At 68.2% G+C, this 25,647-nt stretch carries 28 protein-coding genes; 18 read left to right on the top strand and 10 right to left on the bottom strand.

Annotated features, from left to right (window positions below; translation table 11 throughout):
- The first annotated feature begins 34 nt into the window (after positions 1 to 34).
- From ABGB12_RS34210 to ABGB12_RS34200, 3 genes are read left to right on the top strand one after another with little or no spacing between them, the layout of a single operon-like run.
- Positions 35 to 205, top strand: coding sequence for a hypothetical protein (locus ABGB12_RS34210; RefSeq protein ID WP_347684566.1), 171 nt, complete (start codon positions 35 to 37; stop codon positions 203 to 205).
- On the top strand, positions 202 to 360 hold the full coding sequence (locus tag ABGB12_RS34205) for a hypothetical protein (RefSeq protein ID WP_347684564.1): 159 nt from the start codon (positions 202 to 204) through the stop codon (positions 358 to 360). Before ABGB12_RS34210 ends, ABGB12_RS34205 begins: the two co-directional genes overlap by 4 nt.
- Positions 357 to 614, top strand: coding sequence for a Txe/YoeB family addiction module toxin (locus ABGB12_RS34200; RefSeq protein ID WP_347684562.1), 258 nt, complete (start codon positions 357 to 359; stop codon positions 612 to 614). The genes ABGB12_RS34205 and ABGB12_RS34200 overlap by 4 nt, the downstream gene beginning before the upstream one ends.
- A gap of 298 nt (positions 615 to 912) precedes the next feature.
- Here the strand turns inward: ABGB12_RS34200 and ABGB12_RS34195 are convergent, their stop codons facing one another.
- A complete protein-coding gene (locus tag ABGB12_RS34195) occupies positions 913 to 1,722 on the bottom strand; it encodes a recombinase family protein (protein ID WP_347684614.1) in 810 nt (269 codons plus the stop codon).
- Between the two features lie 255 nt (positions 1,723 to 1,977).
- Positions 1,978 to 2,277: a hypothetical protein gene (locus ABGB12_RS34190; RefSeq protein WP_347684560.1), complete on the bottom strand. Its 300-nt coding sequence runs from the start codon at positions 2,275 to 2,277 to the stop codon at positions 1,978 to 1,980.
- 310 nt (positions 2,278 to 2,587) lie between these two features.
- On the opposite strand from ABGB12_RS34190, the gene ABGB12_RS34185 reads away from it, so the two are divergent.
- Complete coding sequence (locus ABGB12_RS34185; protein ID WP_347684558.1) at positions 2,588 to 3,703, top strand: hypothetical protein; 1,116 nt, start codon at positions 2,588 to 2,590, stop codon at positions 3,701 to 3,703.
- Positions 3,704 to 3,868: 165 nt separating this feature from the next.
- Here ABGB12_RS34185 and ABGB12_RS34180 read toward each other — a convergent pair whose 3' ends face one another.
- Positions 3,869 to 4,465, bottom strand: a complete 597-nt coding sequence (locus tag ABGB12_RS34180; RefSeq protein WP_347684556.1) for a hypothetical protein — start codon at positions 4,463 to 4,465, stop codon at positions 3,869 to 3,871.
- 428 nt (positions 4,466 to 4,893) lie between these two features.
- On the opposite strand from ABGB12_RS34180, the gene ABGB12_RS34175 reads away from it, so the two are divergent.
- The 3 genes from ABGB12_RS34175 (at position 4,894) to ABGB12_RS34165 (ending at position 6,142) form a co-directional block, all read left to right on the top strand.
- Complete coding sequence (locus ABGB12_RS34175) at positions 4,894 to 5,301, top strand: dihydrofolate reductase family protein (protein WP_347684555.1); 408 nt, start codon at positions 4,894 to 4,896, stop codon at positions 5,299 to 5,301.
- 274 nt (positions 5,302 to 5,575) lie between these two features.
- Positions 5,576 to 5,857 (top strand): type II toxin-antitoxin system Phd/YefM family antitoxin, encoded by a 282-nt coding sequence (locus tag ABGB12_RS34170; RefSeq protein WP_347684553.1) that lies wholly within the window; start codon positions 5,576 to 5,578, stop codon positions 5,855 to 5,857.
- A 3-nt stretch (positions 5,858 to 5,860) separates the two neighbouring features.
- Entirely contained in the window at positions 5,861 to 6,142 is a 282-nt protein-coding gene (locus tag ABGB12_RS34165; RefSeq protein ID WP_347684551.1) for a type II toxin-antitoxin system RelE/ParE family toxin, read from the top strand.
- 309 nt (positions 6,143 to 6,451) lie between these two features.
- Here ABGB12_RS34165 and ABGB12_RS34160 read toward each other — a convergent pair whose 3' ends face one another.
- Positions 6,452 to 7,828, bottom strand: coding sequence for a PLP-dependent aminotransferase family protein (locus ABGB12_RS34160; RefSeq protein WP_347684549.1), 1,377 nt, complete (start codon positions 7,826 to 7,828; stop codon positions 6,452 to 6,454).
- Between the two features lie 47 nt (positions 7,829 to 7,875).
- Between ABGB12_RS34160 and ABGB12_RS34155 the strand changes: the two genes are divergently transcribed.
- The 3 genes from ABGB12_RS34155 (at position 7,876) to ABGB12_RS34145 (ending at position 11,154) form a co-directional block, all read left to right on the top strand.
- Positions 7,876 to 9,000 (top strand): MFS transporter, encoded by a 1,125-nt coding sequence (locus tag ABGB12_RS34155; RefSeq protein ID WP_347684547.1) that lies wholly within the window; start codon positions 7,876 to 7,878, stop codon positions 8,998 to 9,000.
- A complete protein-coding gene (locus tag ABGB12_RS34150) occupies positions 8,969 to 9,544 on the top strand; it encodes a dihydrofolate reductase family protein (RefSeq protein ID WP_347684545.1) in 576 nt (191 codons plus the stop codon). The genes ABGB12_RS34155 and ABGB12_RS34150 overlap by 32 nt, the downstream gene beginning before the upstream one ends.
- Before the next feature lie 1,223 nt (positions 9,545 to 10,767).
- Entirely contained in the window at positions 10,768 to 11,154 is a 387-nt protein-coding gene (locus tag ABGB12_RS34145; protein ID WP_347684543.1) for a hypothetical protein, read from the top strand.
- Between the two features lie 11 nt (positions 11,155 to 11,165).
- On the opposite strand, the gene ABGB12_RS34140 is transcribed toward ABGB12_RS34145, so the two are convergent.
- The 3 genes from ABGB12_RS34140 to ABGB12_RS34130 all read right to left on the bottom strand — a co-directional run bounded on the left by ABGB12_RS34140 (position 11,166) and on the right by ABGB12_RS34130 (position 14,159).
- On the bottom strand, positions 11,166 to 12,419 hold the full coding sequence (locus tag ABGB12_RS34140; protein ID WP_347684541.1) for a sulfotransferase: 1,254 nt from the start codon (positions 12,417 to 12,419) through the stop codon (positions 11,166 to 11,168).
- Positions 12,416 to 13,477, bottom strand: coding sequence for a DUF1214 domain-containing protein (locus ABGB12_RS34135; RefSeq protein WP_347684539.1), 1,062 nt, complete (start codon positions 13,475 to 13,477; stop codon positions 12,416 to 12,418). The genes ABGB12_RS34140 and ABGB12_RS34135 overlap by 4 nt, the downstream gene beginning before the upstream one ends.
- 97 nt (positions 13,478 to 13,574) lie before the next feature.
- Positions 13,575 to 14,159, bottom strand: coding sequence for a TetR/AcrR family transcriptional regulator (locus ABGB12_RS34130; RefSeq protein ID WP_347684537.1), 585 nt, complete (start codon positions 14,157 to 14,159; stop codon positions 13,575 to 13,577).
- Between the two features lie 941 nt (positions 14,160 to 15,100).
- Between ABGB12_RS34130 and ABGB12_RS34125 the strand changes: the two genes are divergently transcribed.
- Complete coding sequence (locus ABGB12_RS34125; protein WP_347684535.1) at positions 15,101 to 16,237, top strand: RICIN domain-containing protein; 1,137 nt, start codon at positions 15,101 to 15,103, stop codon at positions 16,235 to 16,237.
- 218 nt (positions 16,238 to 16,455) lie between these two features.
- Here the strand turns inward: ABGB12_RS34125 and ABGB12_RS34120 are convergent, their stop codons facing one another.
- Entirely contained in the window at positions 16,456 to 16,668 is a 213-nt protein-coding gene (locus tag ABGB12_RS34120; protein WP_347684533.1) for a hypothetical protein, read from the bottom strand.
- Between the two features lie 25 nt (positions 16,669 to 16,693).
- Between ABGB12_RS34120 and ABGB12_RS34115 the strand changes: the two genes are divergently transcribed.
- Positions 16,694 to 16,840 carry a hypothetical protein gene (locus ABGB12_RS34115; RefSeq protein ID WP_347684531.1) on the top strand — a complete coding sequence of 49 codons (147 nt, stop codon included), beginning with the start codon at positions 16,694 to 16,696 and terminating at the stop codon, positions 16,838 to 16,840.
- Positions 16,841 to 16,983: 143 nt separating this feature from the next.
- Here the strand turns inward: ABGB12_RS34115 and ABGB12_RS34110 are convergent, their stop codons facing one another.
- Complete coding sequence (locus ABGB12_RS34110) at positions 16,984 to 18,090, bottom strand: hypothetical protein (protein WP_347684529.1); 1,107 nt, start codon at positions 18,088 to 18,090, stop codon at positions 16,984 to 16,986.
- 448 nt (positions 18,091 to 18,538) lie between these two features.
- Between ABGB12_RS34110 and ABGB12_RS34105 the strand changes: the two genes are divergently transcribed.
- Together ABGB12_RS34105 and ABGB12_RS34100 are read left to right on the top strand one after the other, a co-directional pair.
- Complete coding sequence (locus ABGB12_RS34105) at positions 18,539 to 20,008, top strand: PQQ-binding-like beta-propeller repeat protein (RefSeq protein WP_347684527.1); 1,470 nt, start codon at positions 18,539 to 18,541, stop codon at positions 20,006 to 20,008.
- 491 nt (positions 20,009 to 20,499) lie between these two features.
- Complete coding sequence (locus tag ABGB12_RS34100) at positions 20,500 to 20,814, top strand: hypothetical protein (protein ID WP_347684526.1); 315 nt, start codon at positions 20,500 to 20,502, stop codon at positions 20,812 to 20,814.
- Positions 20,815 to 20,926: 112 nt separating this feature from the next.
- On the opposite strand, the gene ABGB12_RS34095 is transcribed toward ABGB12_RS34100, so the two are convergent.
- Positions 20,927 to 21,334 (bottom strand): SCP2 sterol-binding domain-containing protein, encoded by a 408-nt coding sequence (locus tag ABGB12_RS34095; protein ID WP_347684524.1) that lies wholly within the window; start codon positions 21,332 to 21,334, stop codon positions 20,927 to 20,929.
- A gap of 183 nt (positions 21,335 to 21,517) precedes the next feature.
- On the opposite strand from ABGB12_RS34095, the gene ABGB12_RS34090 reads away from it, so the two are divergent.
- The 4 genes from ABGB12_RS34090 to ABGB12_RS34075 all read left to right on the top strand — a co-directional run bounded on the left by ABGB12_RS34090 (position 21,518) and on the right by ABGB12_RS34075 (position 25,341).
- Complete coding sequence (locus ABGB12_RS34090; RefSeq protein WP_347684522.1) at positions 21,518 to 22,069, top strand: helix-turn-helix domain-containing protein; 552 nt, start codon at positions 21,518 to 21,520, stop codon at positions 22,067 to 22,069.
- 115 nt (positions 22,070 to 22,184) lie between these two features.
- Entirely contained in the window at positions 22,185 to 23,156 is a 972-nt protein-coding gene (locus ABGB12_RS34085; protein ID WP_347684520.1) for a PDR/VanB family oxidoreductase, read from the top strand.
- Between the two features lie 33 nt (positions 23,157 to 23,189).
- Entirely contained in the window at positions 23,190 to 24,023 is an 834-nt protein-coding gene (locus tag ABGB12_RS34080; protein ID WP_347684518.1) for an SDR family oxidoreductase, read from the top strand.
- Positions 24,024 to 24,087: 64 nt separating this feature from the next.
- Positions 24,088 to 25,341 carry a cytochrome P450 gene (locus ABGB12_RS34075; RefSeq protein ID WP_347684516.1) on the top strand — a complete coding sequence of 418 codons (1,254 nt, stop codon included), beginning with the start codon at positions 24,088 to 24,090 and terminating at the stop codon, positions 25,339 to 25,341.
- Positions 25,342 to 25,647: the final 306 nt, after the last annotated feature.

Raw genomic sequence — 25,647 nt, 5'->3', positions numbered from 1 at the left:
GGTTCCGGACACCGTCCAGCGAGATCTTCAGCTGGTGGATCTCCCCCGCCGTCTGGGAGGCCGCACGGACCCGGCGGCCTCCCAGGACGCGCTGGACCTCGTCAGCGACGGGACGGCCGGTCCGGGAGAGCACGGCGTGGGACAACAACGTGTGCACGGCCTCCGGCGCGGGCCGTCCCGCCGGCCCTGGACGGCTTCCGCGTGATCAGCCTGCGCGAGTACGAGTCCCTGAAGGAGACGGCGTTCCTCCTCGGCATCCCCGCCAACGCCCGTCACCTCGCCGCGTCCATCCAGAGCCTGCGCGTCGGCCAGGCCCAGCCGCGCGAACTCCTCGAAGACGACGACCGGGAAACCGGGTGAAGATCCTCTTCACGCCGGAGGCCTGGGACGACTACCTCTGGTGGCAGCAGAACGACCACGCGACCTTCAAACGACTGAACCGGCTGATCGAAGACATCTGCCGCAACGGTTACGAAGGCATCGGCAAGCCCGAGCCCCTCCGGCAGAACCTGTCCGGCTTCTGGTCACGCCGCATCACCACCGAGCACCGCATCGTCTACACCATCGAAGCCGACACCGTCCAGATCGTCGCTTGCCGCACCCACTACGAATGACCGGATCCGAATCCGCACCCTCCCCCAGAAGCGCCTCGAAGGTTCGGGACAGCAGCGCCCTGCGAGAAGGATCCACCACCGCTTCCGCCCGAGCTGACACGCCGGGACCCTCTTGGTGATCCAGCCGATGGAACGGCCAAGAACATGTGCCGATGGTTGCACTCGCCCTCGGACACCAAAGTTGTACATGTCCGGATATTTTCGGGCAGGGTCGACCGTCACCCGAGGTCAGCACCGGCTGAACTCGGGTGTTTTCGTTTCCGGGCGTTCCTCCTTTCATCTGCCGTCTCGTGGTGGCCTAACCGGCTTTCTGGTCGACGATGACCCGCGCCGTTCCGGGAAGGTCGGCCCGTAGAGAGCGCGTCCGCTGGTCGTAGACGAGCTCGATGCGGCGGGCGTGGAGCCACCCGATGACGTCCTCGGCACCGGGCACCTGTTCCTCCGGCAGGTCGGCCAGGTCTGTGGTCAGAAGCAGGTACAGGGCCGGCAGGCGGGCCAGGAGATGGTCTTCACGCACGTAGAGGTTCTTCGGACGCCGCGGATCCGGGCGGGAGGCGCTGGTGTGGCCGTGACGGCAGCGGTAGGCGGCCCGGCCGTTGGCCCAGCAGGACTCCAACCGCCGCCCACACAGACCGCACCGCAGCAGGCCGGCCAGCAGATACACCTGGCAGGGATGATCGCGACGGGCACGGACGCCCTGGACGGCGACGAAGTCGGCTTCGCTCACCAGCGCCTCATGAACGGGACGTTCGGAGATCGCCCAGTCTTCCGGGAGACTCCAGCGCTGCGCCTGACGGTGACCCAGACCCGTGTTGCCCGGGTCGATCAGGTCGTGGGCCGAGGGCTGGCGGTTCCACACCTCGCGGCCGGTGTAGCGGGAATTGGCCAGGATCGACCGCACCGTGCTCACCGACCACCCCCCACCAGAGCGATGAGGATTATGCTGCGGATCGGCCGCCGACGGGCACGGGACCTGCATATCGTTCAGCGCCCGGGCGAGGCGGGCCAGGCTCTGCCCCGCCAACCGCTGCGCGAACATCCACCGTACGATCGGCGCGGTCTGCGGGGTCGGGCTCCAGCCGATGCGCCCTGCGCCCCCACGCCGCATGCGCCCGGTTCGGGTGCGGTCCTGCGTCAGCCAGCCGATATCCATACGGAGGACGACCACCCTGATACCGGCCCTGGACTCTCACCTGGGCGGTCATCGCGGTCATCACCCGCATCCGGGTTCGGGCGATCTCCCGCTTGGACTGCACACCCAACGAGATCATCAGCTGCTCGTGTCCTTCAGCGTGGAAGTCGACCCGGCCTACCGCCTCCGGCAGCCATAGCTGGACCCCGTGGTGCTCGAACAGCGGAGCCATCAGGCTGAACTGATTGCCGTAGAACGCCCGGTCGTACTCCCCGCCACGACCGCATCAAAGCTCCGATCGGGATCGGCCATCGCCAGCACCAGCGCCGCTGCCTGGGTCCGCCGCGCCCATGGCAACACCCGGCTCTCCCTCACATCGAAGAACTCCGCCACGATCCGCCCGAACCCCGCCACCAACGCTTCAGCCTGACCGTGCTGGCGCGCCCGGGACGTCACCGGATCCTGGTAACCCTCCGTCGACACCCGCCCGTAGAACGCAAACCGCAACCCACCCCGCTCACGCAACGCCACCGGCTGGCTCTTCGAGCGTTTCACCCACGCCTGTAGCCCGCTACCTGCTTCCCTACCCATGCTCGGTAGCACCACGGCCTCTCCGCTCTCTCCAGGGCGGAAGCACCCACCTTCAAGATGACCGGAACGGGAGGAAACGATTCCGAAGAATCCGGGAGTTCTACCTATGTAGCCTTCCGGCAATCCGGGGAACCTCCCTGCCCGAGGAGCGCCGCCTACCGTCGTTCTCTCCCGCCCGCGGCACCGGCGCGTTTCGCCACCTCGGTTGAGGTTGGCGTCGTTAAGCGATCTTTGTGGGACAGTGCCTGACATGTGGGAAACCAGTGCCGGACGGATCCTGGCCGCGGTGTTCTGTTCGGCCGTCTTGATGCTTCCGGCCGGAGCCTCCACCGCCGCGGCAAGGGACCCGCTGACCCCCGTCTGGGTCAGTCCTCTCCAAGGCGACAGTGACTTCAACGCCATCGTCGCCCCGGACGCGAAGAACGTCTGGGCGTTCGGCACCACCCGTTCTGCAGGTAAGGCGAGGCCCCTCGTCTACCGCAAAAGCGGCTCCACCTGGAAGAAGGACCGGCTTCCGAGCGGGTTGAACGGTGGGATACAGGCGGCTGACGCCTCATCCGGGAGCAACATCTGGGCCGTGGGAGGCGGCTCATTCGACGGGCAAGGCAGTGCCTATCTGCTGCACTGGAACGGCGAACGCTGGAAGCTCGCCAGGCGCTGGAAATCGACTTTCCCCCTGACCATCTCCACCACCGGCCGGCGTGGAGTCTGGGTGTTCGACAGCCTGCAGTCCCGCGCGCTGCGCTTCGACGGCCGGCGCTGGCACAAGGTCAAGACCCCGGTTCCCGTCTGGGACGCTGCCGCCCGGGGGAAGACGGTCTGGGCTTGGGGCCTCAGTAGGCACGGCAAGACCGAGGCCGTGCATTTCAACGGGCGGCGCTGGAGACCTGCGGGTCCGGGCGCCCTCCTACCGAAGCAGACCGAGGAATCCATGACCACTTTCACCGAACCGGTCTTCGCCGGCGAGAACGTCTGGATGGTCGCCAACCACATCGCGAACTGGACCGACGACGATCCGAAGATCGAATCCTTCCTCCTCCGCCACAAGAACGGCAGATGGCGGAAGGAGAAGGCCGACCCTACCTCCGAGCTCGGCCACACCCCCATCCCCGACGGCAGAGGAGGCCTCTGGCTCCTGGTCTCCGAGAAGATCTCCGGCTGGGACGGGGGCCTGGAGTACGACCTGGTCCTCACTCATCGCACTGCCACCGGACGCTGGAGCGAACGCTTCCTGGGCCACGTCGACGAGGAGACCGCAGGCGTCGCCGAGTTCGTCCGCATCCCCGGCACCCAGCGCCTCCTCGGCGTCGGCAGCGTCAAACCCTCTGGGAGGAACAAGGACGCCGCGATCTTCGAGCTCTCCTGAAACACATCCCCGAGCGCTTCAACGTGCACGGGCTCTCCGCTCCACGATTGTTGCGACTGCCGACCTCTGGTAAGCGCTGCTCATACCGGTGTCAGTGGCCTGGGCCGTCACGCGACCGGCAACGTGTTCGCAACGGATCTGTGGGACACGTCGAGCAGCGTTTCACTAGGCCAGCCATTTCCACCTGGTCTTCGTCGGAACCGCGCCCACTTCGCTCATGAAGCCGCCCGTGCCGTCCTCCGGATAGGGATTCATCAGCTTCGTCAATTCCGGAGCGCAGACATCCCAGGTCAGCTGACGGGTGGCGTACGGGGCGATGCCCGCGTCCTGGGTGAGTGTCTTGACCGGACCATCCTTGTCCTCGGGATACTCGCCCTCCTCATGCTTGGGCGCGTAGCTCGTCTGGAAGGACTGGGTGATCGAAACGACCGCCGTGTTGGACCGATTCTCGTACACCGTGACGATTCTCGTGCACTCGTCGTCCGAGGCCGTCGTACTCCGGTGCACCAAGACAACCGATCCTTGCGGAACGGGCCGCGAGCTGGGTTCGGGCGGCCGAGCACTACGCGACGGAACCGGCGCCTCGACCGTCACGGTGACGGTCGACTGCGGCGCAGGACTCGACGTCGACGGAAGCGCGATCGGTGCGGAAGGCAGGTCCGGCTCCGAGGTCAGGAGGAGAGCGGCGACCACGACGGCGGCCGAGACAGGCAGGGAGAAGGAGACGCCGAAGACGGCGACCCGCAGAAGATCACGCTGCATGGCGGGCTTTCCGAGCGCAGGGGCGGAGGCAGGAGACGCTATCGCCCCGCGATATCGAGTCGATGACGCGCAGGACGACGGTGGGCGCCGACTGCGCCTCGAAGTCTCAGGACAGCAGTGCCCCTGCGAGAAGGATCGACCGCTGCTCCCGCCCGAGCCGACACGCCAGGACCCTGTTGACGATCTAGCCGACCCGAATGCGGTGAACGTCACCGATGGGACGGCCAAGGGCATATGCCAATGGTTCGGCTGGACTCGGGTGATTTCGTTTCCGGGTGCTCCTCCTTCGGCTGCTGCCCTGCGGTGGTCGACCGGCCGCGGTCCTCACGTTGTGCAGTCTGCGTTTTCGGCATCTCGATCCTCATCGCCGATGACTCCGCCCCGGTGGCGGGGACATCGGCGGATTGCGGGCGGAGGAGGCCACGGCCTTGCGATTCGAACATCGCGACACCGAGATCGACGCGAGCATCATCGGCCGCACGACCTTCGGCCTGCTCGGCGGGTACTGGTCGAAGGCCACCGACCCTGAGGACCTGATCGCCGCCAAGCTCAACACGCTGCCCGAGTACGTCGTCAGCTCGATGCTGAACGGCGGGGAAGCCGATTGGAGCCCGACGACCGTCCTACGTGGTGATCCAGTCGACCGGGTACGCCGCCTCAAGGAGCTTCCCGGCAACGAGCTCCAGGTTCATGGAAGCTGGAAGCTCGTGCAGACGCTGCACCAGGCGGGACTCGTTGACGTCTACCGGCTGCTCCTGTATCCCGTCGGCCTCAGGGCGATCTCCGCGGGCTCGTACACCGTGGACGAGGGACGCTCGACAGCGGTTCTCCACTGACGCTGATGCCCGATCGACCGTCTTTCGCCCCGTCGACGTTCACACAGCTCGTCCACCTGCTCGCCTGGACACGATCGGGCCAGACCTTCTGGTTCGGGGAAGACGCCGCCGCCCATCCCGACTGCTGCGGCCTTCCAGCCGCGACACGCGAAGGTGCGGGACGGTTCTTGCGGTCACCTCTCTTCCCCGAACAGCGGGGGACGCCCTCACCCTGGAGAACTCGGCCTGCTCCTTCTTCCCGAAACCGCTCATGTACACCTGTTACATTAGTGACATGAGCGAGCCGGTGATCGCATCCATGGCGGAGGTGCGCAGCCACCTCGCCGACGTCATAGACCGCGCACACCGTGACAAGACCCCGACGATCATCACCCGCCGAGGCAAGCAAGAGGCCGTGGTACTCGACATCGAGGAATACCGGCGACTGCATCAGATCGCCGAAGAAGCCGAAGACGCCTGGCTCAACCAATTGGCCGACGAAGCCGAGACCGAACACACACAGGGGTCGGTCTCCCTCGAAGAGATGGCGGCCCTGATCCGCGACCACCACGGCTGACCCATGGGACACACCACACGCTTCACCCCCCAAGCCCAGCGCGACATGCTCAAAATCCCCCGCCAGGACGCCACGCAGACCCTGCACCGCCTCACCGAACTCCAGAAGGCGATGGACACGGGAGACACCTCGACGTTCGACATCAAAGCACTCCAAGGCCACAACGCCCGCCGGCGGCTCAGGATCGGTGACCACCGCGTCGTGTACACCATCGAAAACGGCCTGCTGACCGTATGGGTCCTTGCGGTCGGCAACCACCGCGACGTCTACCGCCGCCTCCCATAGAAACCGCATGCATCAGCCGACAGCAACATGGCCCCCTGGCATGCACGTCATGGACTCCCCCCTCAACACACCAGGCCGAAATGCGGTCGTCACCGTGGCCATGCGGCAGATGTCGCCGATGGGGTAGGCGGGGGCATGTGTCAATGGTTGCGCTCGCCTCGGACACAGGATCACCTCATGGGTAGCGTGAAGAGCCCGGTCTGGGAGATGGCTCCCGGAGCAGGCCCTTCCTCCCCGTACGTGGCCGCCAAGACGATGCTCGCCCGGTCCCCGAACCTCTCTCACGCCCCCGTGCCGTGCTCCGGGGCCTCAGCGCAAGAGCGGGGCGATCAACGGCACGGCCTCGCGGATCGCTTGTTCCGGGAGGTTCCCGAAACCCAGGACGAGCCGTGGCGGGGCCGCGGCGCCGCCCGAGCGGTGCGTGCTCATGCCGTACAACGCGACGCCCCGCTCGCGGGCGGCGGCGATGACCTCCCCCTCGGACAGGTGTGCGGGCAGGTGCGCGACGGCGTGGAAACCCGCCGCCAGCCCCGACAGGCGGACCTGCGGCGCGTGCTGGGCGAGTGAGGAGACCAGGGCGTCTCGGCGGGCCGCGTACAGGGTGCGCATCCGCCGCAGATGACGGTCGTAGCGGCCGGAGCGGAGCAGCGCGGCCAGCGCCAACTGGTCCAGGTGCGGCGAGCCCCGGTCGACGACCGCCTTTTGCCGGGCGACGGCCCCGGTCAGGGCGGGCGGGCAGAGGATCCAGCCGAGCCGCACCGCTGGGGCGAGTGACTTGGAGACCGTGCCCATCAGCAGGACGCGGTCGGCGGCCAAGCCCTGGAGCACGCCGACGGGGTCGCGATCGTAACGGAACTCGGCATCGTAGTCGTCTTCGACGAGCAGCAGGTCCGTCGCGGCGAGCGCCCGTCGCCGGGCGGGGGACAGCACCACCCCCGTCGGCCACTGGTGGGCCGGGGTGAGGACGGCCGCGTCCGCGCCCGAGGCGAGCAGGGCCCCGACGTCGACGCCCTCCTCGTCGACCGGCACGGGCACCGTCTCCATGCCGATCCAGGCGACGGCCTCCAGCAGTTCTGCGCTGTACCCGGGGTCCTCGACTGCCACTCTGCGGACCCCGGCCGCCCGCAGCGCGAGGATCAGTCCCTGCGCGAAGCCGCCGCAGATCACGAGGTCGCCGGGGTCGGCGGCGGCGCCGCGCACCCTCCGCAGATACCCCGCCAGCACCTCGCGGAGCCCGTGGGCGCCGCGCGGATCGCCGTACCCCAGATCGGCGGTGCGGACCGTCCGGGCCGCCTCGCGCTGCGCCCACGCCCAGTCGGCGCGCGGGAACGAGGCCAGATCGGGAACGCCGGTCCGGAAATCGGCGAGCATCGGCGGATCCGGGGGCTCGAACCGGGCGGTGGGCGCCATGGGCGGGACCATCAGCGCCGCCACCCGGGTAGCGGAGCCTGTCCGGGTGGTCAGATATCCCTCGGCCTTGAGCTGGTCGAACGCCTCCTGCACGAGTCCTCGGGAGACGCCGAGCCGAGCTGCCATCGCCCGCGATGACGGCAGGCGTTCGCCGGGCGACAGCCGTCCCGACCGGATCGCCTCCCGCAGCGCGGACTCCAGCTGGACGCGCAGCGGCCCCGCGCGATCCAGCCGCACCAGCAGCTCCGGCGACCAACCGGCCCACTCGATGGACACGAAATTGGACCTTAGCGGAGGCCGATCCCCGCCTCTACGGTTCCCGCATGACCCGATCGCGTCTGGTGAGCGGACAGCTCGCCCTGTTGTTCACTATGACTTTCGGAGCGCTGACCGGCTTCTACCTGCTGCTTTCGGTGGTGCCGCTCTACGTCGCCGGCAGCGGTGCGGGCAGGGCGGAGGCAGGGGCGGCCAACGCGCTGCTGCTGGCCGCGACGGTCGTCGGCGAACTCCTCACCCCCGCGCTGACGGACCGCTTCGGCCACCGGAACGTGCTCGGCGCCGGGCTGCTGCTGCTCGGTCTGCCCTCTCTGATCCTCCCGCTCGGCGCCTCCGCCGCCCTGGTCGGCGGGGTGTCGTTCGCGCGCGGCCTCGGAACGGGCCTCGTGGTCGTGGTCGGCGGGGCGCTGGTCCCGCTGCTCGTGCCTGAGGGGCGTCGCGGAGAGGGCCTGGGGGTGGCCGGAGTCGTCGCGGCGGTCCCGGCGGTGCTGGCCCTGCCGCTCGGCGTCTGGCTGGCCCACGCGGTCGGCTTCACCCCGGTCTTCGTGATCGGTGGTCTGTCCGCGATGGCCGGGCTCTTCTGCCTGCCCGCGCTGCCCGACCGCGGCACCGGCGACCCGGCCGGGATACTGGCCGGACTGCGGAGCCCGGGCCTGGTCAGGCCCTCGGTGATGTTCGGCGTGACGGCCATGGCGGCCGGGGCGGCGATCACGTTCCTGCCGATCACGGCGGGCGGGGCCGCTCCGTCGGCTCTGCTGTTCCAGGCGCTCACGATGACCGTGAGCCGCTGGTGGGGCGGGCGGCTGGCGGACCGGCACGGGCCGTCCCGGTTGGTGGTGCCCGCCCTGGTGGTCTGCGCCGCGGGAACCGCCCTGCTCGGGCCCGCGCCGCTGGTCGCCGCGGCCCTTCTCGGCACCGGCTTCGGATTCGCCCAGACGGCCACCTACACCCTGATGCTCTCCCGGGTCGACGCCTCCGGCTACGGAGCCGTCAGCGCCCTGTGGAACCTCGCCTTCGACGCCGGGATGGGCATCGGGTCGGCGGCCCTCGGCGTCATGGCGGGCCTGACCGGCTACCCCGCCGCCTACGCGCTCACCGCGGCGCTCATCCTCACCGCACTCACCCTGAAGGGGGATCCCGATGCTGTACGCACACGTGACGATCTCGCTTGACGGCTTCATGGCCGGGCCGGACATCAGCAGAGAACTGCCGATGGGAGCGGGCGGTGAACGACTGCATGACTGGATCTTCGACCCCTCGCCCGCCGACCGCGAGATCATCTTCGACACGTTCGCCGCGGTCGGCGCGGTGGTCCTCGGCCGCCGCACGTTCGACGTCGGCCTCGACCAGTGGAACGACACGCCCTACCCGGTGCCGTCCTTCGTCGTCACCCACCGCACGCGCGACGACCTCGAGATGAGGAGCGCCTCGTTCTCCTTCGTCGGCGACCTTGCCGCGGCTGTCCGGCGGGCTCACGCGGCGGCGGGCGAGAAACACGTGATCATCATGGGCGCCGACGTCACCCGGCAGGCGCTGAAGGCGGAGCTCGTGGACGAACTCCGCCTTCAGCTGGCGCCGTTCACCCTCGGCTCCGGCACTCGGCTGTTCACCGGAGCCGACCGGCACGTTTTCGAATGCCTCGACACCCGGATCACTCCGCACGCGACCCACCTGCGCTACCGGGTCGTGTGCCAGAGGATCGCGCCCCGGGCGTAAGAGACCACCCGGCCGCCCGCGCTCTACCGCTCTTCGCTTCTTCCCCGTTCTGGGTCTTGACCGCGGCGTCGGCGGCAGGGATGGTGCGGCAGCGCGTGAAGGAGTTCCAGGACGCGGAGGTGGCGGGTGTCCGGACGGAGCGCTGCCGTGCTCGTTCTCGTCGCGGCGAGCCTTCTGGTTCCGGTTGCGGCCTCCGCCGCGCCTGCGGGGACCCTGTCGTCTGCGATCCGGTGGATCCGGCGGCCTGCCTGCTGCCGTTCCCGAATGACTGGTACACCGTGCCGGACGCGAGCACCGCGACCGGGCTGCGAGTGGACCTCGCGCGCTCCGCCAACACCCCGCAGTCTGTGCCTTTCTGCGCCCCTGAAGTCGTTTGAATTTCTCGCGGAGCCAGCGCGTCAGGTAGGCGTTGATGCGCGCCAGGAGGGGATATAGCGCCGGCCTGTAGGAGGCGCCGTAATAGTTCATCCAACCGCGCACCACCGGATTTATCCCGCGGGCGAGGTCCGCTTCGGACAGGCTCGTGCAGTGGTTCAGCCGCCAGGAATTCACTTCCGCGTTGAGCCTCTTCAGGGCGTCCTTGCTGATCGCGGGCAGGATCGAGGTGAACATTCTCCCGTTCTTGTCCCGCGCTCCCCGGGCCCGGAACGTGAACCCCAGGAATGTGAACGGGGTGTGTTCGTACGAGCCACGCCTCTTCCCATCCTGACAGTAGACGATCCTGGTCTTCTCCGGATGCGGCGCCAGCCCGACCTCTTCCATCCTCCGCCTGGCGCGCCGATCCGCCGCTGCGATCAGGTCCGGCGGCGCTGCCGAAACGAGCGCCGCAACCTCGTGGACATGTCATGTCATCAGAAGCCACACGGCGCGAGTTCTGCGCCTACATGAGAACGAACGTGGGGCGAACCGATGGTGGCATGCGTCGTGCAAGGTTGCAGCCACCTGGCCGGCATCCGGTTGGGGGTACTGGCCGAATGGCTGCAAGATCGGGATCGAATGATCCCGATCTTTCTGCTTCCCAGGATTTCGCCCCTGCGCTTCCGGTTTCGATGACTCCCCGGGCAGACCGGTACTGGGCGGGACCGCCTTCGGGGTCGGGGTGATCCGGCATTCATCGTGCCGGCGGTCTGGTCGTAGACCACCTCCAGCCGGAACCCCTCGTCATGAAATCAGGCTTGGCACCACTCGTGATACCAGACCATCGCACGAGTGAGGAGTTTCCCGTGGCCTTCGCAGCACGCCTTCCCGAGGGCCTGGACGCCTGGCTCGACGAGGCGGCCGCAGCCGAACACCAGTCCAAGAACGCGATCCTGATCACGCACTGCAGGAGTACCGGCAACGCCGTGAACTCGCCCACGGGCTCGTGCCGGCCGACGAGACCGCCCGCGACACCTGAACCTGCTGAATTCGGGCTGGTCGCATCGACTGCCGCACGGCCGTCCACGACGCCCTTCGGCTTGGACCCCTACCCGGCTCTGGCGGAGAAGGCAGCCGCACTCCCTCATCACCTCGCACCCGTTCACCGGCGGGAACAAGAGAGTCGCCTTCTCCTCGATGAGGTTCCGTCCATCGCCGAGGGCATCGAATCGCCGACCCAGGCGACCGGCTGAGAACCGCCAGGTCAGTGCGCCGTCTCCTCCCGTGTGCCGAACCGGGCGGCGTAGTGGGCCAGCGCGCTGCGCCGCTCGGCGGGGTCGAGGCCGAGGTCGTCGAGCCGGTAGGCGACGGTGCCGTGGCGGCCTCGGCCGTGCTCGGCCATGTAGGTGGCCATGGCGGCCTGCGTCTCTGCGGTGAACGGTTGCCCGGCGACCTCGTAGATACGCCGTACCGTGGCCACGTCGTCGGCCATGAACTCGTGGAAGAGCACGTCGATCGACTGGTCGGCGGGGACCAGGGCCCGGTCGCGCAGGCAGCCGGTGAGCAGGTCCTCGGTGCGGGACGCCCAGTAGCGTCCGACCTTGTGCGGGTCGATCGGCGCGGTGCTCATGCGCAGGGCGTAGCAGATCATCGTGGTCATCGAGGCGGTGATCGCGACGGGGTCGCGATGTGTGACCACGACGACCGCGTCCGGGAAGACCTTCAGCAGGGGGCCGAACTGCTCCAGATGCTGCGGGGACTTCAGAACCCATCGTTCCGGGCCCGGCCGCGACCAGGTGAGCACCTGCAGGAGCGTCTTGAGATAGGCGTACGCCGGGGTCTGGTCGGCCGAGGTGTACCAGTCCCGGTAGGACGGGATGAGCGCCTGGGTCTCGAAGTAGGCCGAGGCGAACGTCATGGCCAGCAGATCGATCTCCTCGTGCGCGTTCGTCGGCGCCAGGTCGAACATCCGCCGGAAGTGCGGCATCGCCGTGTGCGCGAAGTCGAGTGCGGCCGTCGTACGCGCGATGCGCGGCTCGATCCCCTCCTCTCCCGGCGGGGGAACGGGCTCGACCGCCTCCCAGTAGGGCAGCGATCGGATCGCGGGGTCCGCGGCGATCAGGTTCTGCAGGTGAGTGGTACCGGTGCGCGGCATCCCGGCGATGACGATCGGTGCCGTGATCGGGATGTCGCGGATCTCCGGATGCCGTCGGAGCAGGTCCTCGACCAGGAGCCGGTTCTTCAGCAGTTGGACGAACTGGATGTGCACGGCCGTCCGCCCGTGCGGGCCGAGTCCGGCCTCCTCGCGAAGCGACCGGCACAACAGGTCGAGGTTGTCCAGGAAGGGCGGGTCGCCGAAGTCCGTCAGCCCGCCGCTCTGCGCGGCGGCGGCCTCCATCAGCGCCGTGGGCTCCAGCGGGCAGCCGTCGGCCATCCCCGCCATCATGTCGAGGACCGTCTGCGCCTCGGCGGGGAAGCGCGGCTCGGCCAGGTCGTCGAGATGCACGCTGTCGGTCATCTCACCGCCTCCGCGGAGATCGGCACGACGCGGGCGGTCGGCCGGTCGGGCGTCCGGTCCGGGAGGAACCAGCGGAACCAGAGGCGCCCCTTCTCATGCCCGGAGGTGGAGACCCAGTTGGGGTGGCCGGGGTCGGCCGCGGAGACGACGATGCGCCAGGAGCCGTCGTCCTCGTACGCCACCTGGTGGCCGTTGATGGTCACCCGCTCGCGGTCGTAGTCATAGGTGTGCAGGAACGGGTTCCACAAGCACAGGTTCCAGAAGGCGCACCCGGGTGAACGGCCCTCGATGATCAGCGCCTCGTCGGGCCGCAGCGAGAAGCAGCCCATCGCGTAGGCGGCGTCGCCCGCCGCCCACCCGATCGTGTGCTCGGGGACGGGGTAGGGGTCATCGACGCGGTTGTCGTCCTCGAGGGGAAGGATCAGCGCGGACTGCTCGCGCAGCCAGGTCAGCGCCGCCTGGAACCGGCGGGCCAGGTCGGCGTCGTCGTCGCGGCGCGGACCGGGGGCCGGGTCGAGGCACTCGATGCTCCACTCGGCGCGGCGGCCGGTCCTGGGGTCGGCGAGATAGTCGCGCGTGATCGCGCACACGGCGTCGGGCTCCAGCCTCAGGTCGGTGTCCTCACCCGGCCCCATGGTGAACTCGAAGGCGCCGTCGTCGGCGAAGGGGATGCTCCGGTCGTTGGCGATGGCGACGATCCGGTCCGAGTAACGCCCGTCGTTCGGGCCTCCGTAGACGGTGAGGGAGAGGTAGACGGCGTCGCCGCGCAGGCCGCGCACCCGATAGGTCCGGGACGGGTCGAGCGGGGCGAACTGGTAGAACGCGTCGGCGTTGTCGCCGCCCCACTTGTGATGCGGGCCGACGATGTCGACGAACCGCGGCGCGTCCGGGTCTGCCCACACCTGGGTCTCCAGGCCGGTCCGCAGCACCGAGAAGATCCATTTGTGGCCTTCGAGCAGGCTCTTCTCATCCAGGCCGGGGTCGTTGAGGAGTCGTTCCTGGATGGCGGTCAGCTCGCCGATCAAGTCCTTGAACACCGCACTCGTGCGCAGATCCACTGGGCATCGCCTCCTGGACGGAATATTTCGAGTCATGATGTAGCGTAATTGGCTGTGATGTCAATCACTCGAAAGCGATGGAAGCGGAGGAACCGCGTCAGAGCAGGCAGGCCCGCTGGAGGATCATGGTGAGCTCCGACGCCAGCTCCTCCAGGGAGTCCAGCCCACGAACGGCGACGCGGAAGAGCATCGTGCCGGTCACGAGGTGGAGGAGCGTCTCGGCCGAGACGTCCTCACGAGCCTCCCCACGCGCGACGGCGTCCGACAACATTCCGCTCAACTCGTCCCGCACGGCCGACTCGAGGCCGGCTTGAAACGCCTCCCGCAACCGGGCGTCGGCCACCGCGTCCGCCATCAGCCCCGGCATGGCGGCCAGGACCTCCCGGCGCTCGAACAAAGCAGCCAGCCCGAACACCAGCGCCCGCAGATCAGCGGCCAGATCTCCGGTGACGGTCAGATGCAGCCGCAGATCGGAGGCGGGGAACACGGCCGCGTGCACGATCAGCGCCTTGGACGGCCAGCGACGATAGATGGCGGTCCGGCTGACCCCTGCCCGGCGGGCGATCCCGTCGATCGTGGTGTCGGCATAGCCGAGCTCACAGACCAGTTCACGGGCCGCGGCCAGCGCGGCCACGTCCACCCTCGCCTCGCGCGGACGCCCCGGCTCACGCTCCGACCTCACCCGCGCGCCCGCCACAGCCGCCCCCGTCCTTCCCGGCCTCCCGCCGTCTCCATCGCGGCTCAGAGTCTCCCGCAACCGGCGATCGAGCCCCGCAAGAAGCCACAACACCGCACAGCGCCCATCAGCCTCGATCCGGGGACCAGCCCGTAGATGCACCCGCATCCGGCCGCTCGGCAGCCTTCCGCCTCGATGTGCAGGAGCTCGGAGTGCCGGCATCCCGCAGGGCACATCAAGATCTCCTGTCCGCCTGGCCGAGACCAGATTATTCTCTCAGGACGTCACGAGAGCGTCTCTGCCAAGGAACAACTCGCAGATCCGGATCAAGCTCGGCCACAGCGGCCTGATCCGCATTCCCAGAGAACGGGCTGAGTGCGTGTTCAGCGAACGGCCCCGCCTTATATCCAGTGGTCATGTAGAGCGGCCAACCAGCGCTACATGCCGACCTCGACAGGAATCGGAGCAGAGGGATGACTACGTTCCGCTACCACTGGATTCGAAACAGGGCCGTTCGCTGAACACACCCGAATTCCGGCGGATGAGATGATGACACATGATCTTCCTTCCTTGATCGGTCTGGGCCTACGGCGAGGCTCCTTCGGGCGCCCCCACCGTGGCCAGGCTCATCGACGCCGATGGAAGACCGTACCCGCTGGCGACCGCCTGAGGGGCCCCCTACACGGCCGTCCTCTGGACCTGCCGCTGACCCGGGTCGCCGGTCCGCTTTCCGCCCCGCTCGCCGGGCCGGGCATTGCGGCGTGGTCGTCAAGTGAACGACGACCGACGCCTCTGCTGTCAGAAATAACTTCAGGCGAACATCAGGTGTCGTGCGCGAAAGGTGAAAAACATTCTTGATCAACAAGGAGGCCGCCTTTCGTACACCGGACGGTTCCGTGTGATTCCTAGGCTGCGGCGACCCTTCAGGCCGAGGAAAGGTTCTCCACGTGAACGCAGTTGTCCGGAGAGCATTGAGGGTTCTGCTGCCCCTGGCGGTGGCCGCTCCCACCGTGATCGCCGTGCAGGGACCCGCTTCCGCGGGCCCCGCCGACGTGATCGCCGACTGCATGGATCCCAGGAACGTCCAGCAGGGCGACTACATCTACGAGGACCCCGAATGCGTCATCACGATCAATGACCAGCCGAAGCAGGTCTGGAGCACGCCCGAGCGCAAGACCGACTGGCACGTGCAGTGCGAGACGAGCGGCTCCGTGAGCTTCAGCAAGGGCCACTCCCAGAGCACGAGCTTCAGCGTGGGCCTGGACTTCGGCCTCAAGCACAAGTCCGGCGCGATCGGCACCCAGTACGAGCAGCAGATGGGCGCGAAGATCGGCTGGTCGTGGAGCTGGACCAAGAGCTACTCCGAGACGCACAGCACCACGGTCCCGGCGTACTCCGTGGGATGGATCGAGGTGCAGGACCCCCTCTACCGGTCCCACGTCACGGTCAAGGCCTCCTATGACGGGAACAGGAACGAGACGGCCACCGACTACGTCACCAGCCCGGACAACACCCGGTCCCCGGTCTTCAAGGGCTACACCCGTGCGCTGACCGCGAGCGAGCTGGCCGACCACTGCCCCAACGCCTCCGCGCCGCCGTTCATCACCAAGGTCGCCGGCGGGACGCCGCCCAAGAAGGACTACGGCAAGGATTACCGGATCTGGAGGTTCGACGGCGAGCGCAGGCTGGTCAACTCCTACAGCAGCCTGTGCGCCGACATCTCCGGCGGAAGCAAGGCCGCCGGCACCCCGCTGGTCCAGCAGAGCTGCCAGAAGACCGATCAGCAGCGATGGGAGACCCTGCACAAGAGCAGCGGCCAGTACCAGATCTACAGTGACTGGTCCAACAGGTGCATGGCCGTGGACGGCTGGAGCAAGAGCTCGGGCACCAAGGTCATCAACTGGCACTGCGGCCCCGACGAGCAGCACTACAAGATCTACCCGGTGACCCTCGTGCTCAAGGCGGGCAGCAAGACGACGGGATACGTCCTGCGCAACGCCTCGACCGGCAAGTGCCTGGCCCCCGACTACGGCGGCCTCACCACGAAGGGCGCCGCGATCAGGCAGTACGACTGCTGGTGGTAGCGGGCTGAGGGCGGCCCCGTCACCGCCGTCCGACGGGCACGGGTGTTGAGAGAGACACGGTTCGACGATCTTCCGAAGGGGACCGCCCGTCGTGTAAGCGGTGGACGGGAACACGGCCGACACCGTGAGCGTGCAGCCGTGCGGAGCGCTTCCCGTTGGGGGTACAGCCGACGAAGGCCCAGGTCAGGGAGAGAAACTCTGCCTGGGCCTTCGTCATGTCAGGACTGCTTTCTTCCCCTGCGTGCCCGCCGCGTGCCCGATGGCTTTTCCGCCGTGCCCTTGAGCTGCGCCCTGGTCATGGCGCTGAGGGTGTCGGCGATCTCCTGGTGACGCTCCTGGGTGGCATGAAGGTAGATCATCGCCGCGCGATCACTGGAATGCCCCATCCGCTCCTTGAGCTCCGGAAGGGTGGCGCCGGCGGTGGCCGCCAAAACCGGACCTGTCAGCCTCGTGAAGGTGACCTTCGAGGCGAACGGATACCGTCTGTCAAAGCTGGTCAGCGACCCCGCTGAGATCGAGCGTTCGCTGGCTGGTCTGGCCAAGGTGCTGGCAGATGCCCAAGAGCACATGATGCAGGTCGGCAGGCACGATCTGGCCGACTGATGTGCCCCGTTTTGGGTGGATCCGGAGTGCTTCATCTTGAGGCCGGTCTCCCGGTAGGGCTCGGTCTTGTCCTGCCGCTCCACGGCTGCTGCAGCCCGGGCGACGAGACCCCGTGGGGCGCCATGCGCCGGTCGTTCGGCCCGTCATCCGGGTGGAGGCACCACCGTTCCGGTTCCCCCTTTGGAGCTCGGCAGGCGGCGGACGTCGACGGCGGCGGCTTCAGGGGCCAGGTCGTCGAGCCTGCACAGGACCTTCAGCAGCCAGGCGGTCGCGAGCGGTGAAGGCTCGCGTTTGCGCCCGAACGAGAACCCGGCCCAGCCCTGGTAGACGGAACGAGGAACCACCGTTCCTCCCGCACCCACGTTGTAGGCGATCAGGCAGGCGGCGAGCTCGGCCAGCGCGGAGCGGTCCTCCTCCTCCGCCGCGGCCCCTCGCCACAGTGCCGGGAAGCGGCCGAGAGTGTCGAGCATCGCATACGCGCCGTACCACGTGACCGGCCATTTGACCGTCTTGAACGCCTTGCCGTGGCCGAACATGTAAGGCTTCTCGGTTCCCCGCATCCTCCAGGCCCGCAGCGCGACCCGGGCGACCCGGATCAACTCGGGCGGCCGCTGGTCCTCAGGGAGCCTGGCGAACACCCGCAACCCCTGCAGGGTCACCTGGGGGCAGAAGTCCCCCTTGCGGCCGGGGCCGCGAAACCCATGGACCGGATGCGGCACGCAGGGCCAGGCGCGGCCCTGGGCGGTATCGGCCAGGTCCACCGCAAGCCGGTCCAGCCCGGCGCGTGTTCGGGGGTCGTCGGCGCGACCGTACCGCACCAGCACCTCGAGGATCGCATGGCTGTCGCACAGCAGCGCTCCCCATACCGGCGCCTCCCCTCCTCGCGGCGCGCCGAAGGAAGGGAACCTGCCCGTCGGCTCCTGGTGGGCGAGCATCTGGTCGAGCAGCCGCTCGATCCCGGCGTCTTCGCCCCCTCGCACGCCGAGGTCCGCAAGGAGATTGAGAAGGTTGGGCGCGAATGCCGGGCTGTTGTGGCCCGACAACCGGTCGCCCCCCTCCCAGTCAGGCAGTCTGCCCAGCAGATCAGCGGTACCGACATCCGTGAGGGCCTCGCGGTGGGCCGAAACGACGTCGAGGTCCTCGGTGGTGCGGCCGAGCACCCCCGTCAAGATCACCCAGCGGGCCGCCGGATCGTCGGCCGACAGCACCCACTGCCGCGGGTCTCCGCCGAGCTGACCAGCCCACGGCAACGGCCTTTCAAGACCTGATCGCGACCACAAAATCCGCGGTCCCCCTTCGCGTTCCATGACTGGCTGCCTTCATTGTCCCGCCGGCTCACAACACTTACCTTCAAATCAGGATGCGAATCCATGCGCGCCATCGGTCAAGCGAAAGGTAGGACCGTCGACGGCATGTGAACCGTCCCTCATGGACGCTCTGATGGTCCCGCCGATCCTGGGGAACGTCCGGCCATCGGCATGAGCGAACGTCCCATCCCACACCAAGATCGATCTGGGAGAACGCGGACACGCGCCACAGCCGCAACCCGCCCCTCTGCTCGCGAGCTGAACGCCCTTCCGCCGCGACCAAGCCGAACGCGGCGAAGACCTCCCGCTCTGATCCCGATTTGATCTCCTTCGTCCGGAAGGGCGGGTGGGGCGTGCGATACTCCGGTCGCTCGTAGAGAGGAGCGGCCGGATGCGCGGGACGGTCAACGTCAAATGGTTGGTGATCGGTCTGGTCGCCGCCGTCGGCGTCGGGTTGATGCTCACCCTTCAGGTGCGCGACTGGATCGTGTTGGAAACCGAGGCGGGCGGCTCGTGCGGGTCGTCGTCGCGGGGGATCAGCAGCGGGCCGTGCCCACAGAACTGGGGCACCATCTTCGTCCTGTCGCTGTTCTCGCTCATGGCCCTCATCCCGCTGTCGATCTACGGGCTGCTCAAGGCCGGGCGGGTCGGCTGCCTGGCGGGCGTGCTGGTCACGGCCATCGGGATCTACCCGGGCGCCGTCCTGTTCGACGCCATGCACGGACGCTCCGTGGAGGTGACCTGGACGTCGCCGTCCGACACCGTCTCCGACGCCGAGACCGAGGGCGTCTGGACGTCCGGCGGGCTCGTCGTCAGGGCCAGGTTCGACGGGCTGACCGCCTTCGACGCCGGGTCGGGCGGGCAGCGCTGGCAGTCCACTCTGCCCGGCCGCGACGTCCTGTGCGGCATGAGCAGAACCGCCGTCGACGGAATCGGGATGATCGCCGAGCAGACGACCAGCACCCAGTGCTCCCGCGTCTCGGCCGTCGACCTGGCCACCGGCAAGAGCCTGTGGAACGCGACGATCCCGCCCGAAGAGGCGTCGAGCGGTACCGACGCCGACAAGCTGGCCATCGCGGGCGACACCGCGATGATCCGCACCCAGCGCACGCTCCAGGCGCTCGGCGCCCGCGACGGGAAGCCCCGCTGGAAACGCGTCCCGCAGAGCCCGGTGTGCCGCTACTCCTGGATCGCCGGCGGGACGAACCTGGCGATCGCCGCGGAGCGCTGCAACGACCGGGACGGGGTCTCCAGAGAGGTGCTCCGCGCGCTCGACCCGGCGACCGGACGCGAACAGTGGTCCCTGCGGATCCCGGCCGTCGGCAACGCCAACGTCGCCCTGATCTCGGCGGACCCGCTCGTTCTGCACGTCCGGGAGACCGACCAGCGCGGCACGACCTCGCTGCTCGCCGTGAACGCCGAGGGCAAGATCACCGCGACGATCCCGGCCGCGGCCATCGACGCCTCCGCCGTGCTGCCCGGCAGGTCGATCCCGGTCTTCCGGATCGCCGTCACCGGGGACGCCGTCATCACCCCGACCCGCACCGAGAAGGCTCGGCACCAGGTCACGGCCTACGCCCTGGCCGACGGCCGCCGCCTGTGGGCGACGAAGGAGGACCGCGACTCCGTCTCGGCCCTCGCCGTGGACGGCCAGGACGTCATCATGGCGACCGCGCGGTTCGACACGATGAAGCTCCGGATCCTCGACCCGGCCACCGGAGCGGAGCGCAGGTCGGCGACCGTCCCGCTGCGCCGCATCGACTCACGGCTGCAGCTGGTCCCGGCCCCCACGGCCCTGGTCGTCGTCTCAGGCACGGGCATGACCCCTTACCACCCGCTCCAAGGCCTGCCGAGGTTCTAGAGAGCTTCGACTGTTGAAGCTCTCCAGAAGGCCGTGTCGAATGAACTTCCCCTGCCAGCAGAGGCCTCAGCATGAACACGGACGGTGTGGTGGCAGGTTCTCGTAGTGAGGATCCTTCGGCGCACCCGCACGACAGCCTTGCAGCTGATGTACTTGATTACGTATCTCTTGGGAGAGGGTGGCTGAAGGTCAGGCGTAGCGGTACGAGAATCCGCTCCTGAGCATTCGACGCCGCACCGCCTGTGTTCGTATTACAGGGAGAAGCTCGATCTCGATGGCCGGGGTCTCCGCAGCGGTGCTCACCTCGGCACTCCGTCCGGGCCGTAACGGTCGACGAGCTTGCGCTTGACCAGCTTGCCGGTGGGGGTGCGGGGCAGGTCTTCGACGAAGTCGACGCTGCGGGGCGCCTTGTAGCGCCAGCCTCTCGCGGATGTACGCGATGAGCTCGGCGGCCGGTTCGTCGGAGGGCTCCGCTCCCGGCATGAGCCCCGATGGCCGCCGAGCACGACCTGGCGTTGGTGGCGGTGGATCCGGCCTACACCAGCGTGTGGGGAGCGAAGTACTGGCAGAAGCCCACCAGCACCACCACTCGTGAGACCACCCGGCACGAGGCCGCGAGCCTGGTGATCGGCAGACGCGCCCTGGGACATGGCGCCCGGCGTCGGACGGCACCGCCCCCGCACCACCGGAGTGATGGTGCGGGGCATCGGACCGCCCAGGCCGAACGCTGCGATTCGGAGCGTGAGGGAACCCGCCCCACCCGAACGGATACACGGACACGATCGGTGCATCTGCCGGGTGCGTGAACGCGGGGGATCAGCCTGTCCAGCACCGTTCGGGGCAGGCCGCTGATCACAGGGTCACTCCTGGACACTGTTAAGGAACGGTACATGGATGGCCTTTCTGGCAAAGGGCGGTTCAGGCGGCGATCAGGTCGTCACGTCCGTCGTCCTTGAGCCTCTGGACGTAGATCGGGTAGAGCTTCTTGCCGAGAGGCGCGATCTTGAGCAGTCCGGCCACGTTGCCGGCGACCTTGATCTGGCCCTTGGCCATCGCGAGCGGCAGACTGACCTTGCCCTGCCAGTAACGGTTGGCGACACCGGCCGTCATGGACAGAGTCGCCGCGGGGGAACGTCCGTCGATCGTGCCGAGCACGACGGACCCGGACGCGGTGTCGACGGTGATGACCGTCTCGGGGTCGCTGTAGTCGAACTGCAGCACCAGCCCGGTCTCCTTGAGCTTGGACGCCAACTCCGGGTCGGCGAAGGCCGTCTCGAAGACGCCGCCCAGGTAGGTGCGCACTTCTTCCCGACTCTGCAAGGACATGGCTTCGACCTCCGGTTTCCTGGGAGGAGCCGGTGGACACGCCGATGCGGCGAGCCCCGTCCTCCATCGACCGCGGACGCTAACATAAGTCAACTTATGTTGGAAGGGGGTGGAAAAATCCCTCAACGAAGCACACCACCGATCCCCTCCGTCGAGCGGGGAACCCGACGCCGAAGGAGCCCCATGGCACCCCGGGCCACCAAGAACGACTACTTCGACGTCGCCATGCGGGTACTGGCCGAGGAGGGCTATCCGGCGCTCAAACAGGCCAACCTCTGCAAGGCCCTCGGGGTCACCACCGGCTCGTTCTACAACCACTTCCAGAACTGGCAGGACTTCACCGGCCAACTGCTCGACAAGTGGCGCAAGGAGCGCACCTCACTGCTCGCGGCCGCCGCGTCGCGGACGAACGACCCGGCCAAAGCACTGGACCTGCTGCGCGAACTGGCCCTGAGCCTGCCCCACAGGGCCGAGGCCGCGATCCGCGCCTGGAGTCTCATCGACCCCCAGGTGGCCGAGGTACAGGCACTGGTCGACCGGGAGCGCCTGGACGCCGTACAGCACGCCATGGATGCGCTGTTCTCAGACCGGGAGACCTCGACCGGCTACGCCCGCACCGCCTTCTACGTGCTCGTCGGCTTCGAGCAGTTCGAAGGGGACTCCACCGACCCCCATCACCTGAACTGGGCGTTCCGCCGACTCCTGGAGCACATCGAGGAACGACGGGACCTGTGACGAGGGAGGCCTCACAGCAGGGGGGACGGGTCTTGCCCTCGAACATAAGTTGACTTATGTTTGGCGGGCCGGGCGGCACCGACGTGCCGGATCCTTACCCCGAAAGAGGCCCCCCGTGACGATCCTGCAAGCACCGCGCGCCCTGGAGAGCGACAGGAACGGCGACCTGACGCTCACCGTGGCCCGGCTCGAGACCCTGGCCGACGGCGTCCTCGCAGTGGATCTGACCTCCGGTTCACCACTCCCCGTCTGGACGGCCGGGGCGCATATCGACCTGCGCCTGGACGGCCTGGTGCGGCAGTACTCCTTGTGCGGAGACCCGGAGGACGAGCACACCTATCGCATCGCCGTCCTGCGCGCTCCCGACAGCGCCGGCGGTTCGGCGTACGTCCACGAACGGCTCCGGGTCGGAGACGTCGTGGCCGTCTCCCGGCCGCGCAACCATTTCGAGCTCCAGCCCGCGCCGTCCTACCTCTTCATCGCCGGCGGCATCGGCATCACCCCGATCCTGGCCATGATCCGGGCGGCCGAACGGCAGAGCGCCGAGTGGCGGCTGCTCTACGGCGGGCGGACCCTCGCTTCGATGGCCTTTCGCGACGAACTGAGCCGGCACGGCGACCGGGTCCGGCTGCAACCCGAGGACGAGACCGGCCTGCTCGACCTGGAATCCGCGCTCGGCACTCCCCTGCCCGGCACCCTGGTGTACTGCTGCGGCCCCGAATCCCTGCTGACCGCGGTGGAGCGGCACTGTCAGGCCTGGCCCGGCGGCAGCCTCCACACCGAACGGTTCACCCCTCGCACCGACCTCGACGACAGCGCGGACACCGCGTTCGAGGTCGAGTTCCGCCGCTCCGGAGTCACCGCGCACGTCCCCACCGGAACCAGCGTGCTCGCCGTCGCCCGCGAACACGGCATCGACCTGGACAGTTCCTGCACCTCGGGTGTGTGCGGAACCTGTGAGTCCAAGGTCATCGAGGGCGAACCGGACCATCGGGACTCCGTCCTCACAGACTCAGACCGCGACGAGGGTTACTTCATGCCGTGCGTCTCACGTTGCCGTTCCGGCCGCCTGGTCCTCGACCTCTGAGCAAACCCACCCCACCTCCGGGAGTCACCCAGCATGTCCGAGAACAGCAGAACCAAGGGACGTCACGTCGTCATCACCGGCGCGGCCCGGGGCATCGGCTTCGCCACGGCGGAAGAGCTGCATCGGCGCGGCGCGGCGGTCACCATCGGTGACATCGACGAGGCCGCCGCCCGTCAGGCCGCCGAGAAGATCGGCGCCGACGTCGCCGCGTTCCACGTGGACGTCACGGACGAGGAGTCCTTCGCCGCCTTCCTGCGCGCGAGCGCCGAGAAGCACGGCGAGATCGACGTCCTCGTCAACAACGCCGGGATCATGCCGATCGGCGCGTTCCTGGAGATGTCCCCGGCATTGGAGCGGCGCTCGCTCCAGATCAACGTCACCGGTCCTCTCACCGGCATGCGGCTGGCCCTCCCCGGGATGGTCGCCCGCGGCCGCGGCCACATCGTCAATGTCGCCTCCACCGCGGGCCGCGCGCCGATCCCCGGCGGCATCGTCTACTGCGCCGCCAAGGCCGCCGTCATCCAGGCCACCGAAGCCGCGCGCGTCGAATTCGCCGGGACCGGAGTGCACTTCACCTGCGTGATGCCCTCCTTCACCAACACCGATCTCATCGCGGGCACCGCCGGGCTCAAGCTCATCCCCACCGTCGAGCCCGAAGACGTCGCCTCGGCCATCGCCGAGGCCATCGAACACCGCCGCAAGGACGTCGTGGTGCCCAAGATCCTGGCGCCGATCCTGAAGATCCAGCCGTTCCTGGGCCGGCGCCTGCGCGACTGGTTCAACCACAAGATGGGCGCCTACGACACCTTCCTGCACTTCGACGCTTCGGCCCGCACCCGCTACACGGAGCGAATCGAGAAGTCCTGACGCGCATCGGCCTGCCGCTCGATCCGCTCTCCCCCACCCCGAACCTCTGACGAGAGGAAACACCGTGTCCGTCACCATCGACAAGCGTCCCTACCACCCCATCTGCATCTCGGACATGTCCTTCTGGGCGAAGACGGCCGAAGAACGCGAAGCGACCTTCCGGCAACTCCGCGAGCAGGCCCCGGTCAGCTGGCAGCCCCCGGTGGCCGGGCAACTCATGCCGCCCCAGAACGACGGATACTGGGCCGTCACCACCAACGAGCTCATCGCCGAGGTCAGCACCCACCCGGAGATCTTCTGCTCCGGGGAGGGCGTGCAGTTCGAAGAGGTCCCCGAGGAGTTCCTGGAGGCCGCCAGCTCGTTCCTGGCCATGGACGACGAGCGGCACCTGTCCCTGCGCAGGCTGGTGAACTCCGCGTTCACCCCCCGCCAGATCCGCAAGATCGAGGAGCAGATCAAGGACCGGGCCGCCCGGCTCGTCGACGAACTGCTGCAGACCCGCGAAGGCGACTTCGTGGAGCGGTTCTCGATGCGGATGCCGATGAACACCATCTACGACATGCTCGGCCTCCCCGAGGAACTACGCGAGCAAGCCGCCCGCCTCACCGACAGTCTGGTCGGCTGGAACGACCCCGAGATCGCCCAAGGCCGCGCACCCGCGGAACTGCTCACCGAGGGACTCGTCGGCCTGCTCGGCATGGGCATGGAGTTCACCGAGCTGACCCGGGCCAATCCGCGCGACGACATCTGGACCGAGCTCGTGCAGGCCGAGATCGACGGCGTCAGACTGACCGACGACGAAATCGCCTCCTTCTTCGTGCTGCTGTCCGTGGCGGGCAACGACACCACCCGCAACACCATCACCCTGGGCGCCAAGGCGTTCACCGACCACCCCGACCAGCTCGCCCTGCTGCTGGAGGACTTCGACGCCCGCATCGGCCCGGCCATCGAGGAGGTCGTGCGATGGGTCACCCCGGTCATGACCTTCCGCCGCACCGCGACCCAGGACACCGTCCTGGGCGGCCAGGAGATCCGCAAGGGCGAATGGGTGGCGATCTTCTACTCCTCCGGCAACCGCGACGCCGCGGTCTTCGACGACCCCGAGGTCTTCGACATCACCCGCACCCCCAACAAGCACGTCGGCTTCGGCGGAGGCGGCCCCCACTACTGCATGGGCCACTTCCTGGCCAAGATGCAGCTCCGCCACATCTTCCAGCAGCTGTTCACCCGCGCCCCCGGCATCACCTTCGGTGAACCGCAGCCGCTGGTCGGCAACTTCGTCCACGCCATCAGCCACATGGAGTACCGCCTGCCCTGATCGCGGCTCCCCTCGAAAGGCCAAGCCTTGCAGTGTTCATCCGCGCCGATGACCGGCGCGGATGAACGCGTTGGGCGCTCAGCGCATGGCGGATGAGGAGGCGAGGTGCTCCGCCGCCCAGGCAGCCACCCGCGCCCGCGAGGTCAGTCCGAGTTTGCGCAGGATCCGCTGTCCGGAACCTTCGGGATGCTCCTATGTCGTGTCAAGCTGCGTGCAGGCCTTCCTCGCTGAGGGTGTTTGCCCTGGTCAGGATCTTGAAGATCTCTCGGGCGATGTAGCGTTTCAGGCAGCGCATGATCTCTTTGG

The sequence above is a fragment of the Actinocorallia sp. B10E7 genome, assembly GCF_039871655.1.
GTDB lineage: Bacteria > Actinomycetota > Actinomycetes > Streptosporangiales > Streptosporangiaceae > Actinocorallia.
This window is presented reverse-complemented; position numbering and strand designations above follow the sequence as displayed.

Coding starts and splice junctions, on each gene's coding strand:
- ABGB12_RS34195 (WP_347684614.1), bottom strand. CDS start 1,722: ATGCGGCGTGGGGGCGCAGGGCGCATCGGCTGGAGCCCGACCCCGCAG.
- ABGB12_RS34185 (WP_347684558.1), top strand. CDS start 2,588: ATGTGGGAAACCAGTGCCGGACGGATCCTGGCCGCGGTGTTCTGTTCG.
- ABGB12_RS34180 (WP_347684556.1), bottom strand. CDS start 4,465: ATGCAGCGTGATCTTCTGCGGGTCGCCGTCTTCGGCGTCTCCTTCTCC.
- ABGB12_RS34170 (WP_347684553.1), top strand. CDS start 5,576: ATGAGCGAGCCGGTGATCGCATCCATGGCGGAGGTGCGCAGCCACCTC.
- ABGB12_RS34165 (WP_347684551.1), top strand. CDS start 5,861: ATGGGACACACCACACGCTTCACCCCCCAAGCCCAGCGCGACATGCTC.
- ABGB12_RS34155 (WP_347684547.1), top strand. CDS start 7,876: ATGACCCGATCGCGTCTGGTGAGCGGACAGCTCGCCCTGTTGTTCACT.
- ABGB12_RS34150 (WP_347684545.1), top strand. CDS start 8,969: ATGCTGTACGCACACGTGACGATCTCGCTTGACGGCTTCATGGCCGGG.
- ABGB12_RS34140 (WP_347684541.1), bottom strand. CDS start 12,419: ATGACCGACAGCGTGCATCTCGACGACCTGGCCGAGCCGCGCTTCCCC.
- ABGB12_RS34105 (WP_347684527.1), top strand. CDS start 18,539: ATGCGCGGGACGGTCAACGTCAAATGGTTGGTGATCGGTCTGGTCGCC.
- ABGB12_RS34100 (WP_347684526.1), top strand. CDS start 20,500: ATGGCCGCCGAGCACGACCTGGCGTTGGTGGCGGTGGATCCGGCCTAC.
- ABGB12_RS34095 (WP_347684524.1), bottom strand. CDS start 21,334: ATGTCCTTGCAGAGTCGGGAAGAAGTGCGCACCTACCTGGGCGGCGTC.
- ABGB12_RS34090 (WP_347684522.1), top strand. CDS start 21,518: ATGGCACCCCGGGCCACCAAGAACGACTACTTCGACGTCGCCATGCGG.
- ABGB12_RS34080 (WP_347684518.1), top strand. CDS start 23,190: ATGTCCGAGAACAGCAGAACCAAGGGACGTCACGTCGTCATCACCGGC.